The following is a 13,504-nucleotide window of genomic DNA, read 5'->3' on the forward strand; positions in this document are numbered from 1 at the left end:
CCGCGCTGGGAGCGTCCCCCTGCCCGTATCGCGCAGCGATGCGAGAGCGGGGGGAAGCGGCGCAGCCGCTCAGGGGGGTGTTCATTTCATTTTTCCAGGCAGCGTGCCTTCGAGCTTGCAGATGATGCCGAGCATGATTTCGTCGGCGCCGCCGCCAATGGAGATCAGGCGGCTGTCGCGGTAGGCCTGCGAGATCGGGTTGTCGGCCGTGAAGCCCATGCCGCCCCAGTACTGCAGGCAGCTGTCGGCCACCTCGCGCGAGAGGCGCCCGGCCTTGAGCTTGGCCATGGAGGCGAGCTTGGTCACGTCCTGGCCGCCCACATAGGCCTCCACGGCGCGGTAGGTGAGGGCGCGCAGGGCTTCCACTTCGGTGCGCAGCTCGGCCAGGCGGAAGTGCACCACCTGGTTGTTCAGGATGGGCTGGCCGAAGGTCTGGCGCTGGCGCGTGTAGGCGATGGTCTGGTCGATCAGGTTGTCGAGCGAGCACAGGCTGCCGGCCGCGCCGTACAGGCGCTCTTCCTGGAACTGCAGCATCTGGAAGGTGAAGCCCATGCCCTCCTGGCCGATGAGGTAGCGCTGGGGCACGCGCACGTTGTCGAAGAAGAGCTGCGCCGTGTCGCTCGAATGCATGCCGATCTTCTCGATCTTCTGGCGCGTGACGCCGGGGCTGTTCAGGGGCACCATGATCAGCGACTTGTTCTTGTGCACCGGCCCCTCGCTGGTGTTGGCCAGCAGGCAGCACCAGTCGGCCTGCATGGCGTTGGTGATCCACATCTTGGAGCCGTTGATGACGTAGTCGCCACCGTCCTTGCGCGCCGTGGTCTTCACGGCGGCGACATCCGAGCCGCCCGTGACCTCGCTCACGCCGATGCAGCCCACCAGGTCGCCCGCGATGGAAGGTGCGAGGAATTCACGGCGCAGCTCGTCGCTGCCAAAGCGCGCCAGCGCCGGGGTGCACATGTCGGTCTGCACGCCGATGGCCATGGGCACGCCGCCCACGTTGCAGTGGCCCAGCGCCTCGGCCATCACCATGGAGTAGCTGAAGTCCAGCCCCATGCCGCCAAACTCGGTGGGGTACTTGATGCCCAGCAGGCCCAGGTCGCCCATCTTCTTGAAGAGCTGGTGGGCGGGGAAGATGCCGGCCTTCTCCCATTCGGCGGTGAAGGGGTTGATTTCGTTGGCGACGAATTTGCGCACCGTGTCGCGGATCTGCTCGTGCTCGGGGGTGAATTGCATGGTGTGTGCTCCGGGTGAAGACGTGTGGTGGATGGCGCTTACATGCGCGCCACGCCGAAGGTGTTGGGGCGCAGCACGCGCTCGCGCGCTTCGCGGGCCAGGGCCAGGCACAGGGCGAGCACGTTGCGGGTTTCGCGCGGGTCGATGATTCCGTCGTCCCACAGGCGGGCGGTGCCGAACAGCACGTCGGATTCGGCGTCCAGGCGGCGCTTGAGCTGCTCGCCCATGGCCTGGATGCCGGCCTCGACCTGCGCGTCCAGCGGCACGCCTTCGCGCGCCAGCTTGCCGCGGCTGACCATCTCCATGACCATGGCCGCCTGCGCGCCGCCCATGACGGCGGTGCGCGCGCTGGGCCAGCTGAAGATGAAGTCCGGGTCGAAGCCGCGCCCGCACATGCCGTAGTTGCCCGCGCCAAACGAGCCGCCGACCACGATGGTGAGCTTGGGCACGCGCGCGTTGGCCACGGCCTGGATCATCTTGCTGCCGTGCTTGATGGCGCCGGCGCGCTCGGCCGCGCTGCCCACCATGTAGCCCGTGGTGTTCTGCAGGAAGACCAGCGGCGTGCCGCTCTGGTCGCACAGCTGGATGAACTGCGCCGCCTTGACCGAGCCCGTGGGCTGGATCGGGCCGTTGTTGGCAACGACCCCGACACGGTGGCCGGCGATGCGCGCATGGCCGCAGACGGTGTCGCCGTCGAACGCGGCCTTGAATTCGAGGAAGTGCGAGCCATCGACCACGCGCGCGATGATCTCGCGGGCGTCGTAGGGTTCGCGCTCGTCGGCTGGCACGATGCCCAGCAACTCCTCGGCGTCGTACAGTGGGGCGCGCGCGTTGCCGTCGGGGCCGCCTGCCTCGTCCCAGGGCAGGTGGTCCATCAGGTCGCGGGTGAGGGCGATGGCGTGCGCGTCGTTCTCGGCCAGGTACTCGCCCAGGCCGGTCACGCGGGCGTGCAGGTCGCTGCCGCCCAGTGCCTCATCGGTGGTGTCCTCGCCAATGGCAGCCTTTACCAGCGGTGGGCCGGCCAGGTAGATGCTGGAGCGGTCCTTCACCAGCACCACGTAGTCCGACAGGCCCGGCAGGTAGGCGCCGCCCGCCGTGGACGAGCCATGCACCACGGCGATCTGCGGAATGCCCGCGGCCGACAGGCGCGCCTGGTTGGCGAAGCTGCGCCCGCCGTCCACGAAAATGTCGGCCTGGTACATGAGGTTGGCGCCGCCCGATTCGACCAGCGCCACCAGCGGCAGCTTGTTCTGCAGCGCGATGGCCTGCGCGCGCAGGGCCTTCTTCAGGCCCATGGGCGGCACCGTGCCGCCCTTGACGGCGCTGTCGCTGGCCGAGATGAGCACGCGCTTGCCCGCCACCTGGCCAATGCCCACGATGGAGCCGCCGCCGAGCACGGACTTCTTGCCGTCGTCGTCGTGCATGCCCAGGCCCGCCAGGGCGCTGAGTTCGAGGAAGCCGCTGCCCCGGTCGAGCAGGCGCGCCACGCGCTCACGCGGCAGCAGTTGGCCTTTCTGCTCGAACTTGGCCTGCTTGGAGGCGGATTCGGCCACCACCTTGCCCTGCAGGGCCTGCACCTGCGCCAGGCGCTCGGCCATGCGCTCATGGTTGCGGCGGAATGCGTCGGTGCGCGTGTCGATCTGGGAACGGATCTGGGTCATGGCTTGAGCACCTCGGGCGCCTGCGCGCGGTGGAAGCCCTCGAAGGCCGGCGCGCGCTGGTGCTCTAGGATGGGGAAGAGCGGGGTTTGCAGCGAGGCCGCGCCGTCGATCTGCAGCGTCACCCCGGTGATGAAGGCCGCGCCGGGGCTCAGCAGGAAGGTGATGGCGGCGCTGATCTCGGCCTCGGTCGCCAGGCGGCGCAGCGGCACATGCTGGCGCAGTTGCGGGATCAGCGCCTTCACGGCGCCGCCGTAGCTGTCCATGCCCGAGGAGGCCACCCAGCCCGGTGCCACGGCGTTCACGCGCACGCCGTGGCTGGCCCATTCGAAGGCGGCGCTCATGGTCAGGTTGCTCATGCCCGCGCGTGCCGCGCCCGAGTGGCCCATGCCCGGCATGCCGTTGCGGAAGTCCGCCGTCATGTTGACGATCGCCCCGCCGTGCTCCTGCATGCTTTGCAGGAACACCTCGCGCATCATCAAAAAGCCGCCGGTGAGGTTGTTGCTGACGACGGCCTCGAAGCCGCGCTTGCTGATGGCCTGCAGCGGCGCGGGGAACTGCCCGCCCGCGTTGTTGACCAGGCCGGCGATGGGGCCCGCCTTGCCCACCATGGTGGCGACGGCGGCCTTGACGGCTTCCTCGTCGCGGATGTCGAAGGCAATGGTGTCGCACAGGCCGCCGTCGTCGCGGATTTCCTGCGCGACGCGGTCGAGCTTGTCCTGGGTGCGGCCGCTGATGATGACGCGCGCGCCGAGCGAGGCCAGTTCGTGGGCCACGCAGCGGCCGATGCCGCTGCCGCCGCCGGTGACCCAGACGGTGCGGCCGGTGAACAGGCCGTCCCGGAACACGCTGCCGTAGCGTGGGCTGGCTGCATTGGGAGGGGGGGTGTTGGGCTGGTTCATGGAGTCCGAATCTGCAAGGGTGACGAATTAGATGCTGACATGACGTTAACGTCAACATGCTTTCTTTTAGGTATTTTCCCTTGTGAATGGGGAATGGCTTTGTCTTATGATGCGCCTCGCACTCGTAAAACCTCTACAAGGAAAACCATGAACCTCCAGGAATGCACCGAATCCATCCGCGGCAAGGTGGGCGACAACAGCGGCCTCGATGCCGTGCTCAAGTTCGACTGCGGCAGCGACGGGCTGATCGTCATCGACGGCGTTTCCACGCCCAACACCGTGTCCAACGCGGACCGTGACGCGGACTGCACCATCACCATCACGCTGGAGAACCTCAACGCGCTGCTCACGGGCGCGCTCAATCCGGTCACGGGCTTCATGAGCGGCAAGTTCAAGGTCAGCGGCGACATGAGCGTCGCCATGAAGCTGCAGAAGGTGGTCTGAACATGGCCGTCGGCCGCACCTCCGGCCCCGCCGACACGCAAGCCGCCGCCACGGCGGCCGCGCGCCAGGTGCTGGCCGATCACTATTCCGACGACAAGAACTCGGAACTGTTTGGCGTGACCGAGCTGTGCAACGCCTTCGACGTGACGCCGCGCACGCTGCGCTTCTACGAAGACAAGGGGCTGCTCAGTCCGCGCCGCATCAACGGCACGCGCGTCTACAGCCGCCGCGACCGCGCGCGGCTGGCGCTGATCCTGCGCGCCAAGGCCATCGGTTCGTCGCTGGCCGAGATCAAGCAGTACCTCGACATGTACGGCCAGGCCGGCGAGGGCCGCGAACAGCAGCTGCGCTATGTGCTGCAGCGCACCGACAGCGTCATCGCCGAGCTGGAGCAGAAACGCGCCCACATCGAGAGCAGCCTCGCCGAGCTGCGCATCATCAACAGCAACGTGCGCCAGAACCTCGGGCTGCCGGTGCCCGACGCGTCCTGACGGGCCCGGGCAAGCCGGGTTCCGTTCACGCCTTGGCCGGGGCTGGCGCGGCCAGCGCACTCCAGATGGTGTGCGTGAGCATGTCCGCCAGGGCCGCGCGCTCCGGTGGCGTGCTCTGGCCATGGAGCATCTTGCCGAAGCTGCGCTCGATGGTCCACGCCAGCATCGGCGCCAGCCCGGCGGGCGCCGCCGGATGGGCCGCGCCCTGCCGCGCGAGCCCGTCGAGCGTGCGCTGGATTTCAGCGGTGCGCCGCGCCATGAAGTCGGCGAACACCGCCTGCACCTCGGGGTCGTAGGCCGACACCTCGTTCATGGCCCAGACCGCATGGCGGTGCTGGAACAGGATCTCCACCACCTCGCGCATGAAGGCCTGGAACTCGGCGCGTCCGTAGCTGCCCGCTTTTTTCAGCCGCGAGCGCGCCGCGGCCTTGAGCTCCTGCTGCACCGCCTGCATGGCATGGTTGACGAGTTGCCCCTTGTTGCGGAAGTGCAGGTAGAACGTGGCGCGCGCCACGCCCGCCTCCCTGGCGAGCTGATCCACGCTGATGGTGGTGAAGCTCTCGCCGCGCGAGAGCAGGCGCTCGAACGCCTCGACCAGCCGGTCCACGGCGCCGGGGGTGGGCGAGGAAGGCTGGACGCGGCTGCGGCGGGTGATGGAGCTCATGGGATGGGGCGGATTTCGCGACCCGCGATTGTCGCCTACACGGTGGCCTGCGGATGGTGCCCAGGTTGCACGAACAGGTCGAACGCCAGCGGCGTGCTGCCGGGTTCGCAGCGGTAGGGCCGCAGGTCGCGCACGCCGGCTTCCACCAGCACGTCCTCGTCCACGCAGTGCCGGCCCGTGAAGGTGGTGCTCGGCTGGGTGAGGATGTGCCAGGCAGCGTCCGCCATGATCTCGGGCGTGCGGCTCACGGCCCGCGCCTGCGTGCCCGCGATGTGGCGCACGGCGGCGGTGTCGATGTAGGTCTTGGGCCAGAGCGTGTTGAAGGCGATGCGCTCGCGACGGAACTCTTCCGCCATGGCCATGGCGTAGAGGCTCATCGAGTACTTGGCCAGCGCGTAGGCCGGGTAGGGCGCGAACCATTCGGGCTTGAACTCCAGTGGTGGCGCCAGGTTGAGCACATGCGGGTTCGCCGCCTTCGTCAGGTGCGGAATGCAGGCGCGGCTGACCAGGAAGGTGCCGCGCGCGTTGATGCCTTGCATGAGGTCGAGCCGCTTCGGTTCGGTCTGCAGCGTGCCCGTGAGGTGGATGGCCGAGGCGTTGTTGATGCAGATGTCGATGCCGCCAAAGCGCTCCACGGTGCGGGCGACAGCCGCGTCGATCTGGTCCGCGTCGCGGATGTCGCAGACCAGAGGCAGCGCCTGGCCGCCCGCCGCCTCGATCTCGCGCGCCGCCGTGTGGATGGTTCCCGGCAGCGTGGGGTGGGGTTCGGTGGTCTTGGCCGCGATGGCCACGTTGGCGCCATCGCGCGCGGCGCGCACGGCGATCGCGAGGCCGATGCCGCGCGAACCACCGCTGATGAACACGGTCTTGCCTTGGAGGGACATGGGTTTTCCTTTCGGGGGAGGGGGCTCCTGGCCGGAGCCTGGCGTGGCCACTGTATCGAAACGATGGCAATGTGTCTAGACAGTGTGTCTACTTTCGGGAGACTGCTACCAACTTGGCACTTCCTGCAACGCACGATGGCGAATAATTACGGACAATGGCAGCGATCCGGGCGCCGGCCGGCGCCCTGCGTGCTCCATGAAAAGACCTTGAACAGGTTCTGAACACCAACGACCTTCCCGATCGAGCCCATGACCACAGCCCCCGAATGGATCGCCCGCAGCGTCTCGCGCTTGCGTGGCAACCGCGCCACCGATGGCACCGCAGCCACCACGGCCAAACCCGAGGCCGTGCGCAGCACGCACGAGCGCCTGCAGGCCACGCTCAAGCGCGGCAACGAGGCGCTGACGCCGCGCGCCCTGCGCCGCCTGCTGGCCGATCTGCAGGAGGTGGTGGCCCCGCGCGTGAGCGAGGTCGAGGGCGGCGCCCGGGCCCAGGCCGTGGCCGACTGGTATGCGCAGGCCGAGCCCGGCGAGCGGCGCGACATGTGGCTGCTGATGAGCGAGCAGTTCGCGCCCGACGCCACGCGCTTCCAGTCGGCGCGGCTGCGCTACGAGGCTGCCGCCGGCACGGAAGAGGAGGGCCAGGCCGAGATCCATCTGCGCCGCGCCCTGGTGTCGCCGCGCACGCGGCTGCTGCAGCGCTTCGCGGTGTTCCCGCAGGGCATGCGCTTCCTGGTGGATTTGCGCGCCGAGCTGCTGCGCGATATCAAGTCGGACAAGCGGCTGCTGGCGCTGGACGCCGAGCTGGAGCACCTGTTCTCCACCTGGTTCGACGTGGCCTTCCTGGAGCTGCGCCGCCTGTCGTGGGATTCGCCCGCCTCGCTGCTGGAAAAGCTCATCCAGTACGAGGCCGTGCACGACATCCGCAGCTGGGCCGACCTGAAGAACCGCCTGGACAGCGACCGCCGCTGTTACGGCTTCTTCCACCCGCGCCTGCCCAATGAGCCGTTGATCTTCGTCGAGGTGGCGCTGGTGGACCGCATTTCCGACAGCATCACGCCGTTGCTCGACGAGGCCGCCGCGCCAGTGGAGATCCAGCGCGCCACCACGGCCATCTTCTATTCGATCAGCAACACGCAGACGGGCCTGCGCGGCGTGAGCTTTGGCGATTCGCTCATCAAGCATGTGGTGGAGACGCTCAAGCAGGAGTTCCCGCGTCTGCGCACCTTCGCCACGCTCTCGCCCATCCCCGGGTTGCGCGCCTGGCTGGGCAAGCATGCGGGCGCCATGCTCGAACGCCTGGACGAGCGCGGTCGCGCCGAGCTGGGGCGTGCGGTGGGCTTCGAGCCACCGCAGGCCTCGCACTTGCTTGCGGCCTTCGACAAGGCCCAGGGCCTGGACGAGCGCTCGCCCGTGCGCCAGATGCTGCTGCAGTGCGCGGCGCATTATCTGGCGGGCGAGCTGCAGGACGGCAAGCCCGTGGACCCGGTGGCACGCTTCCACCTGGGCAACGGCGCGCGCGTGGAGCGGCTCAACTGGGCGGGCGATCCCTCGGCCAAGGGGCATAAGCAGTCGTTCGGGCTGATGGTGAACTACCTGTACGATCTCAAGCGCATCGACAGGCACCGCGCCCAGCTGGCGGAAGGCCAGGTGGCGGCATCGCGCGAAATCGAGAGCCTGTGCGCTTTCCGCTGAGAGGGGCGCGGGCGAGGGCTTGCCCCCCCCTATTTTTGCCAGTGCGAACGGGCCCTAGGCCAAGAAGGAACCCAGGTACATGACAGCAGAAGTGGTGGCGGCCCCGGCCGCCGGAGAGGCGGGCGCCGCCGGCGTGGTGGTCGTCACCCTGCGCAACACCGGGCGGCTCAACGCCATGTCACGCGCCATGTGGCGCCAGTTGCGCTCTGTTTTCGAGAACATTCAGCGTAGTTCTGATGCGCGCTGTGTGCTCATCGAGGGCGCAGATGGCGCCTTCTGCGCTGGTGGCGACATCTCCGAGTACCCGGCCTTCCGTTTCGACCCGGCACAGCTGCGCGACTTCCATGAGAACGACGTCTGGGGTGGCCTCTCGGCCATGCTGGACTGCGACGTGCCCATCGTCGCGCGCATCGATGGCGCCTGCATGGGCGCGGGCGTGGAGATCGCCAGTTGCTGTGACATCCGCATTGCCGCCACCGGGGCGCGCTTCGGCGCGCCCATCGCGCGCCTGGGCTTTCCGATGGCGCCGCGCGAGGCGCAGCTCGTGGCAGGTGCCGTGGGCGAGCTGACCGCGCGCCAGATGCTGCTCGAAGCCGCCACCTTCACCGCGCCCGACATGCTGGCGCGCGGCTTCCTCAGCCGCCTGGTGCCCGACGAGCGCCTGGATGCCGAGGCCCTGGGAACGGCCCAGCGCGTGGCGGGCCTGGCGCCGCAGGCGGCGCGCCTGAACAAGCAGATGCTTCGGGCATTGAAAGTGCCTCCAGCGCTTGATGGACGTGCGCCATCAGCTATCGAAAGTATAGTGAATGGCGCCGTGGACCCCTATGCCTACGCCGACAGCGCCGAGCACCGCGAGGGCATCGACGCCTTTCTCGCCAAACGTCCTCCCGCTTTCTGACCCTGCCATGACCGTCAATCCCCGCAACGACAGCCTGTTTGCCGCCCTGCGCGCGGCCTTCCCCGCCGACCTGGACGCCACTGCCATCGAAACCACGGCGCCCGACGGCACACCGCTGTACTACACCTGGCGCGACATCGACCGCGCCAGTAGCCGCATCGCCAACCTGCTGGCCGCGCTTGGTCTGCCGGGCGGCAGCCGCGTGGCGGTGCAGGTGGAAAAATCGGTCGAGGCCATGCTGCTGTACCTGGCCACGCTGCGCGCGGGCTATGTCTTTTTGCCGCTCAACACGGCTTACCAGAGCGCGGAGATTGAATACTTCATCGGCAACGCCGAGCCTGCGGTGGTGGTGTGCATGCCGGGCAACTTTGGCTGGGTGTCGAAGATCGCCTTCACGGCGGGCACGCGCCATGTGTTCACGCTGGGCGAGAACCGCGACGGCAGCCTGCTGGAGCGCGCCGCGTACCACGCCGACACGCACGAGGTGGCGCGCAAGGGCGCGGACGACCTCGCCGCCATCCTCTACACCAGCGGCACCACGGGCCGCAGCAAGGGGGCGATGCTCACGCACGGCAACCTGCTGTCCAACGCGGTGATGCTCAACGAATACTGGGGCTGGCGCCAGGGCGATGTGCTGATCCACGCGCTGCCCATCTTCCATGTGCACGGGCTGTTCGTGGCCATCCACGCGGCGCTGCTGGGCGGCAGCAAGATGATCTGGCTGGCGAAGTTCGACCCCAAGGCCGTGATCGCCGCGCTGCCGCGCGCCACGGTGTTCATGGGCGTGCCCACGCTGTACGTGCGCATGCTGGGCGAGGGCGCGCTCACGCGCGATGCGGCCAGCCACATGCGCCTGTTCATCTCGGGTTCGGCGCCGCTGCTCATCGAGACCTTCCGCGACTGGCAGGAGCGCACGGGCCACACCATCCTGGAGCGCTACGGCATGAGCGAGACCATCATGCTCACCTCCAACCCCTACAGTGCCGACGCGCGCCATGGCGGCCAGGACGAACGCCGTGGCGGTACCGTGGGCTTCCCGCTGCCCGGCGTGGGCCTGCGCGTGGTGGGGGACGACGGCCAGGCATTGCCCGTGGGCGAGACCGGCAACATCCAGGTGCGCGGCGCCAATGTGTTCAAGGGCTACTGGCGCATGCCCGAGAAGACGGCCGAGGAGTTCACGCAGGACGGCTGGTTCAAGACCGGCGACGTGGGCGTGGTGGACGAGCGCGGCTACGTGCGCATCGTCGGCCGCAGCAAGGACCTCATCATCAGCGGCGGCTACAACGTCTATCCGGCCGAGGTCGAGGGCTATATCAACGAACTGCCCGGCGTGGCCGAGAGCGCGCTGGTGGGCGTGCCGCACCCGGATTTTGGCGAGGTGGGCGTGGCGGTGCTCATTGCCAAGCCGGGCGCCGTGCTGCAGCCTGACGCCATCGTGGCCGCGCTGAAAGCGCGGCTGGCCAATTTCAAGATTCCCAAGAAGTGTTTCGTGGTGGCCGAGCTGCCGCGCAACACCATGGGCAAGGTGCAGAAGAACCTGCTGCGCGAGCAGTACAAGGGCCTGTTCGCCTGAACTCTCGCGAACCATTCAGAAAAAACGGGCCTTGAAGGCCCGTTTTTTCTATCGAAAATATAGCTATTAGCGCTTGATGGATAAGCGCTGAAGCCGGTTTTTATCGCAGAACCAGCACCGGAATGTGCGAATGCGTCAGCACATGCTGGGTTTCGCTGCCCAGCAGCAGGCGCTTGATGCCCTTGCGGCCGTGCGAGGCCATGACGATCAGGTCGCACTTGTGCTTCTTGGCGGCGGCGATCACGGCCTCGGCCACCAGGTCGGATTTGGCGACCACGGCCTTCACGGTCAGGCCCCGGGCCTCGCCGGTCTTCTTCACGGCATCCACCATGGCCTGGGCGGCCTCGCTCCATTGTTTTTCGATGCGGCGCACGTCGCTGGTGTCGACCGGCATGCCGCCCTCGAAATAGCTGCGCGGATAACGTGGAACCACCTTCAGGGCCACTACGGCGGCGCCAGCCAGTTCCGCCAGATCCAGCCCGCTTTGCACGGCTTTGTCGGACAGTTTGGATCCATCGGTGGCGATCAGGATGCGTTTGTACATAGGCCTCTTCCTAGTGGGTTTTTGATTAAAGTAAATAGTTGGTTTTCAGGATTGATTCAAGTCAATCGTTACGGAATGCAAAAGCGTTAAGCTTGCGCCATGTCAAAGAACTCCGCTGCCGCTCCGGATGCCCCGGAGGCGGCCGTTTCGCTGCGGGTGCAGTGTACGCCCGAGGACCTGGGGGCGGAAGCGCTGCTGGACGATCCGCAGGAGTGGGCGTCTTTCGGGCGCCCCGCCGCCAGCGACGCGCCAGCGGGGGTCTGGGAGTCGCATGTCGTGGTCGAGGGCATGCACTGCGCCACCTGCGCCCTGACCATCGAGGATGCCCTGCGCGCCGTGCCTGGCGTGGAGCGCGCCGAGGTCAGCGCCGCCTCGCAACGCGCGCGCGTGGTCTGGCAATCGGGCCAGGTGCGACCCTCGCAGTGGCTGGAAGCGGTGCGCAAGGCCGGCTACCGTGCCTTGCCAGCCTTGGACGCCATTGCGCGCGACCAGCGCGTGCGCGAACACCGCCAGGCCTTGTGGCGCTGGCTGGTGGCGGGTTTCTGCATGATGCAGGTGATGATGTACGCATGGCCGGCCTACGTGGCCGATCCGGGCGACCTCTCCGCCGAAATGGAGCAACTGCTGCGCTGGGCCTCCTGGGTCATCACCCTGCCCGTGATCTTCTTTGCCTGTGGGCCTTTCTTCTCCAGCGCGCTGCGCGACATCCGCCTGCGCCGCGTGAGCATGGACCTGCCGGTGGCGCTGGGCATGGCCATCACTTTCGTGGTGAGCACGGCCGGAACCTTCGATCCCGACGGCGTGTTCGGGCGAGAGGTTTTCTACGACTCGCTCACCATGTTTGTCTTTTTCCTGCTCACCGGCCGTTGGCTGGAGCTGCGCCTGCGCGACCGCACCGCGGGGGCGCTGGAAGCCGTGCTGAACCGCCTGCCCGCCAGCGTGGAACGGCGCGGCGCGGATGGCGCCTTCGAGCGCGTCGCCGTGCGGCGGCTGGCGCCGGGCGATGTCGTGCGCGTGCTGGCGGGCGAGGCTTTCCCGGCCGATGGCGAGATCATCGAGGGCCAGACCCTCGCCGACGAGGCGCTGCTCACGGGAGAGTCCACGCCGGTGGTGCGGGGCGCCGGCAGCGCGGTCACGGCGGGTAGCTACAACCTGCAGGCGGCCGTGCTGGTGCGGGTGCAGGGCGTGGGCGCGGACACCCGTTTCGGTCAGATCGTGGCGTTGATGGAGAGCGCCTCGCTGCAGAAGCCCCGCTTGGCACAGTTGGCCGACCGGGTGGCGCGTCCTTTCCTGGTGTTGGTTTTGCTCGCGGCGGCCCTGGCTGCACTGTGGTGGTGGCCCACCGATCCGGGCCGTGCGCTGATGGTGGCGGTGTCTGTGCTGATCGTGACCTGCCCGTGTGCTCTTTCGCTCGCCACGCCCGTGGCCATGTTGTCGGCGGCGGGCGCCCTGGCGCGCCAGGGTGTCCTGGTGCGCCGGTTGCAGGCGCTGGAGGCGTTGGCTTCGGTGGACACGGTGGTGTTCGACAAGACGGGCACCCTCACGCGTGACGGCATGGCCGTGCGCGGCGTACACCCTGCCGCAGGGCTGGCGGCCGAGGATGTGCTGGGTTTGGCTGCGGCGCTGGCTGGTCAGTCGCTGCACCCGGTTTCGCGCGCGTTGGTGGCGGCCGCAGCAGGCTCGGAGGGCTCGGGGCGCTGGCGGGTGGAGGACCTGAAGGAAGAAGCCGGCCTGGGTCTGAGCGCCCTGGTGCGCGAGGCGGGCGACGGATTGCCTGCGCGCCGCCTGCGGCTGGGGTCGGCTCGTCACGCGGGGGCGGTGGTGGATGGGAATGTGGCCACGCAGCAGGTGTTCCTGGCCTGCCTGGCTGAGGATGGCGCCGTCACGGAATTGGCGCGCTTCGACCTGAGCGAGGATCTGCGGCCTGAGTCGGCGCGGGTGATCCAGGCGCTGCGGCAAGAAGGTATGGAGGTGCTGCTGTTGTCGGGCGACCGGGCCGGGGCCGCAGCACGCGTGGCCGCGCAGGCCGGCATCGCGCGGTGGCGAGGGGATTGTTCGCCGCAGGACAAGCTGCAGGCGCTGCGCGAACTGCAGGCCCAGGGGCGGCAGGTGGCAATGGTGGGCGACGGCCTCAACGACGGGCCCGTGCTGGCCGGGGCCCATGTCTCGTTTGCCTTTGGCCGTGCCGTTCCGCTGGCGCAGTCGCGCTCCGACCTGGTGGTGCTTGGCGACGACCTCGCGCTGGTCGCCCAGGGAATAACCCTTGCCCGGCGGACCTTACGGGTTGTGCGCCAGAATTTATGGTGGGCAGCCGGCTACAACGCGTTGTCGGTGCCGCTGGCCATCGCGGGCTACATGCCGGCCTGGCTGGCCGGGTTGGGCATGGCGCTGAGTTCCCTGCTGGTCGTGCTCAATGCCGCACGGCTGTCCCTGGCGTTGCCACCGCTGCCGGGTGATGGCGCCGGGTCGCTTTCCGTGCCTGCGCGGCAGGCCTCAGCCCAGATGGCCTGACCCC

At 68.3% G+C, this 13,504-nt stretch carries 12 protein-coding genes; 6 read left to right on the forward strand and 6 right to left on the reverse strand.

Translation table 11 applies throughout. The annotated features are described in order from the left end of the window. Positions 1 to 81: 81 nt before the first annotated feature. Genes D8S75_RS13100 through D8S75_RS13110 form a run of 3 tightly spaced genes read right to left on the reverse strand, consistent with a single transcriptional unit; the run spans position 82 to position 3,796 of the window. A complete protein-coding gene (locus D8S75_RS13100; protein ID WP_119966803.1) occupies positions 82 to 1,236 on the reverse strand; it encodes an acyl-CoA dehydrogenase family protein in 1,155 nt (384 codons plus the stop codon). A gap of 38 nt (positions 1,237 to 1,274) precedes the next feature. Next, a complete protein-coding gene (locus D8S75_RS13105) occupies positions 1,275 to 2,897 on the reverse strand; it encodes an acyl-CoA carboxylase subunit beta (RefSeq protein WP_119966804.1) in 1,623 nt (540 codons plus the stop codon). Further along, a complete protein-coding gene (locus tag D8S75_RS13110; protein WP_119966805.1) occupies positions 2,894 to 3,796 on the reverse strand; it encodes an SDR family oxidoreductase in 903 nt (300 codons plus the stop codon). The genes D8S75_RS13105 and D8S75_RS13110 overlap by 4 nt, the downstream gene beginning before the upstream one ends. Positions 3,797 to 3,943: 147 nt before the next feature. Between D8S75_RS13110 and D8S75_RS13115 the strand changes: the two genes are divergently transcribed. Both D8S75_RS13115 and D8S75_RS13120 read left to right on the forward strand, forming a co-directional pair. Next, positions 3,944 to 4,240, forward strand: a complete 297-nt coding sequence (locus D8S75_RS13115; RefSeq protein ID WP_119966806.1) for an SCP2 sterol-binding domain-containing protein — start codon at positions 3,944 to 3,946, stop codon at positions 4,238 to 4,240. Between the two features lie 2 nt (positions 4,241 to 4,242). Further along, the gene (locus D8S75_RS13120; RefSeq protein WP_119966807.1) at positions 4,243 to 4,731 is read left to right on the forward strand and encodes a MerR family transcriptional regulator; all 489 of its coding nucleotides are present in this window, start codon (positions 4,243 to 4,245) and stop codon (positions 4,729 to 4,731) included. A 25-nt stretch (positions 4,732 to 4,756) separates the two neighbouring features. Here D8S75_RS13120 and D8S75_RS13125 read toward each other — a convergent pair whose 3' ends face one another. Both D8S75_RS13125 and D8S75_RS13130 read right to left on the reverse strand, forming a co-directional pair. Beyond that, positions 4,757 to 5,395: a TetR/AcrR family transcriptional regulator gene (locus D8S75_RS13125; protein WP_119966808.1), complete on the reverse strand. Its 639-nt coding sequence runs from the start codon at positions 5,393 to 5,395 to the stop codon at positions 4,757 to 4,759. A 35-nt stretch (positions 5,396 to 5,430) separates the two neighbouring features. After that, complete coding sequence (locus D8S75_RS13130) at positions 5,431 to 6,279, reverse strand: SDR family oxidoreductase (RefSeq protein WP_119966809.1); 849 nt, start codon at positions 6,277 to 6,279, stop codon at positions 5,431 to 5,433. 249 nt (positions 6,280 to 6,528) lie between these two features. Between D8S75_RS13130 and D8S75_RS13135 the strand changes: the two genes are divergently transcribed. From D8S75_RS13135 to D8S75_RS13145, 3 genes are all read left to right on the forward strand, one after another. Then, complete coding sequence (locus tag D8S75_RS13135; RefSeq protein ID WP_119966810.1) at positions 6,529 to 7,974, forward strand: malonyl-CoA decarboxylase; 1,446 nt, start codon at positions 6,529 to 6,531, stop codon at positions 7,972 to 7,974. A 79-nt stretch (positions 7,975 to 8,053) separates the two neighbouring features. Beyond that, a complete protein-coding gene (locus D8S75_RS13140) occupies positions 8,054 to 8,872 on the forward strand; it encodes an enoyl-CoA hydratase/isomerase family protein (protein ID WP_119966811.1) in 819 nt (272 codons plus the stop codon). 7 nt (positions 8,873 to 8,879) lie between these two features. Then, the gene (locus tag D8S75_RS13145) at positions 8,880 to 10,445 is read left to right on the forward strand and encodes a malonate--CoA ligase (protein ID WP_119966812.1); all 1,566 of its coding nucleotides are present in this window, start codon (positions 8,880 to 8,882) and stop codon (positions 10,443 to 10,445) included. A gap of 100 nt (positions 10,446 to 10,545) precedes the next feature. Here D8S75_RS13145 and D8S75_RS13150 read toward each other — a convergent pair whose 3' ends face one another. Then, entirely contained in the window at positions 10,546 to 10,989 is a 444-nt protein-coding gene (locus tag D8S75_RS13150; protein WP_119966813.1) for a universal stress protein, read from the reverse strand. 99 nt (positions 10,990 to 11,088) lie between these two features. On the opposite strand from D8S75_RS13150, the gene D8S75_RS13155 reads away from it, so the two are divergent. After that, positions 11,089 to 13,500 carry a heavy metal translocating P-type ATPase gene (locus D8S75_RS13155; protein WP_119966814.1) on the forward strand — a complete coding sequence of 804 codons (2,412 nt, stop codon included), beginning with the start codon at positions 11,089 to 11,091 and terminating at the stop codon, positions 13,498 to 13,500. The last annotated feature ends 4 nt before the right edge of the window (positions 13,501 to 13,504 follow it).

It is taken from the genome of Simplicispira lacusdiani (assembly GCF_003604195.1).
Classification (GTDB): domain Bacteria; phylum Pseudomonadota; class Gammaproteobacteria; order Burkholderiales; family Burkholderiaceae_C; genus Simplicispira; species Simplicispira lacusdiani.

Bases quoted from the DNA above. Each gene is read 5' to 3' on its own strand.
- D8S75_RS13100 (WP_119966803.1), bottom strand. From the start codon at position 1,236: ATGCAATTCACCCCCGAGCACGAGCAGATCCGCGACACGGTGCGCAAA.
- D8S75_RS13105 (WP_119966804.1), bottom strand. From the start codon at position 2,897: ATGACCCAGATCCGTTCCCAGATCGACACGCGCACCGACGCATTCCGC.
- D8S75_RS13110 (WP_119966805.1), bottom strand. From the start codon at position 3,796: ATGAACCAGCCCAACACCCCCCCTCCCAATGCAGCCAGCCCACGCTAC.
- D8S75_RS13115 (WP_119966806.1), top strand. From the start codon at position 3,944: ATGAACCTCCAGGAATGCACCGAATCCATCCGCGGCAAGGTGGGCGAC.
- D8S75_RS13120 (WP_119966807.1), top strand. From the start codon at position 4,243: ATGGCCGTCGGCCGCACCTCCGGCCCCGCCGACACGCAAGCCGCCGCC.
- D8S75_RS13125 (WP_119966808.1), bottom strand. From the start codon at position 5,395: ATGAGCTCCATCACCCGCCGCAGCCGCGTCCAGCCTTCCTCGCCCACC.
- D8S75_RS13130 (WP_119966809.1), bottom strand. From the start codon at position 6,279: ATGTCCCTCCAAGGCAAGACCGTGTTCATCAGCGGTGGTTCGCGCGGC.
- D8S75_RS13135 (WP_119966810.1), top strand. From the start codon at position 6,529: ATGACCACAGCCCCCGAATGGATCGCCCGCAGCGTCTCGCGCTTGCGT.
- D8S75_RS13140 (WP_119966811.1), top strand. From the start codon at position 8,054: ATGACAGCAGAAGTGGTGGCGGCCCCGGCCGCCGGAGAGGCGGGCGCC.
- D8S75_RS13145 (WP_119966812.1), top strand. From the start codon at position 8,880: ATGACCGTCAATCCCCGCAACGACAGCCTGTTTGCCGCCCTGCGCGCG.
- D8S75_RS13150 (WP_119966813.1), bottom strand. From the start codon at position 10,989: ATGTACAAACGCATCCTGATCGCCACCGATGGATCCAAACTGTCCGAC.
- D8S75_RS13155 (WP_119966814.1), top strand. From the start codon at position 11,089: ATGTCAAAGAACTCCGCTGCCGCTCCGGATGCCCCGGAGGCGGCCGTT.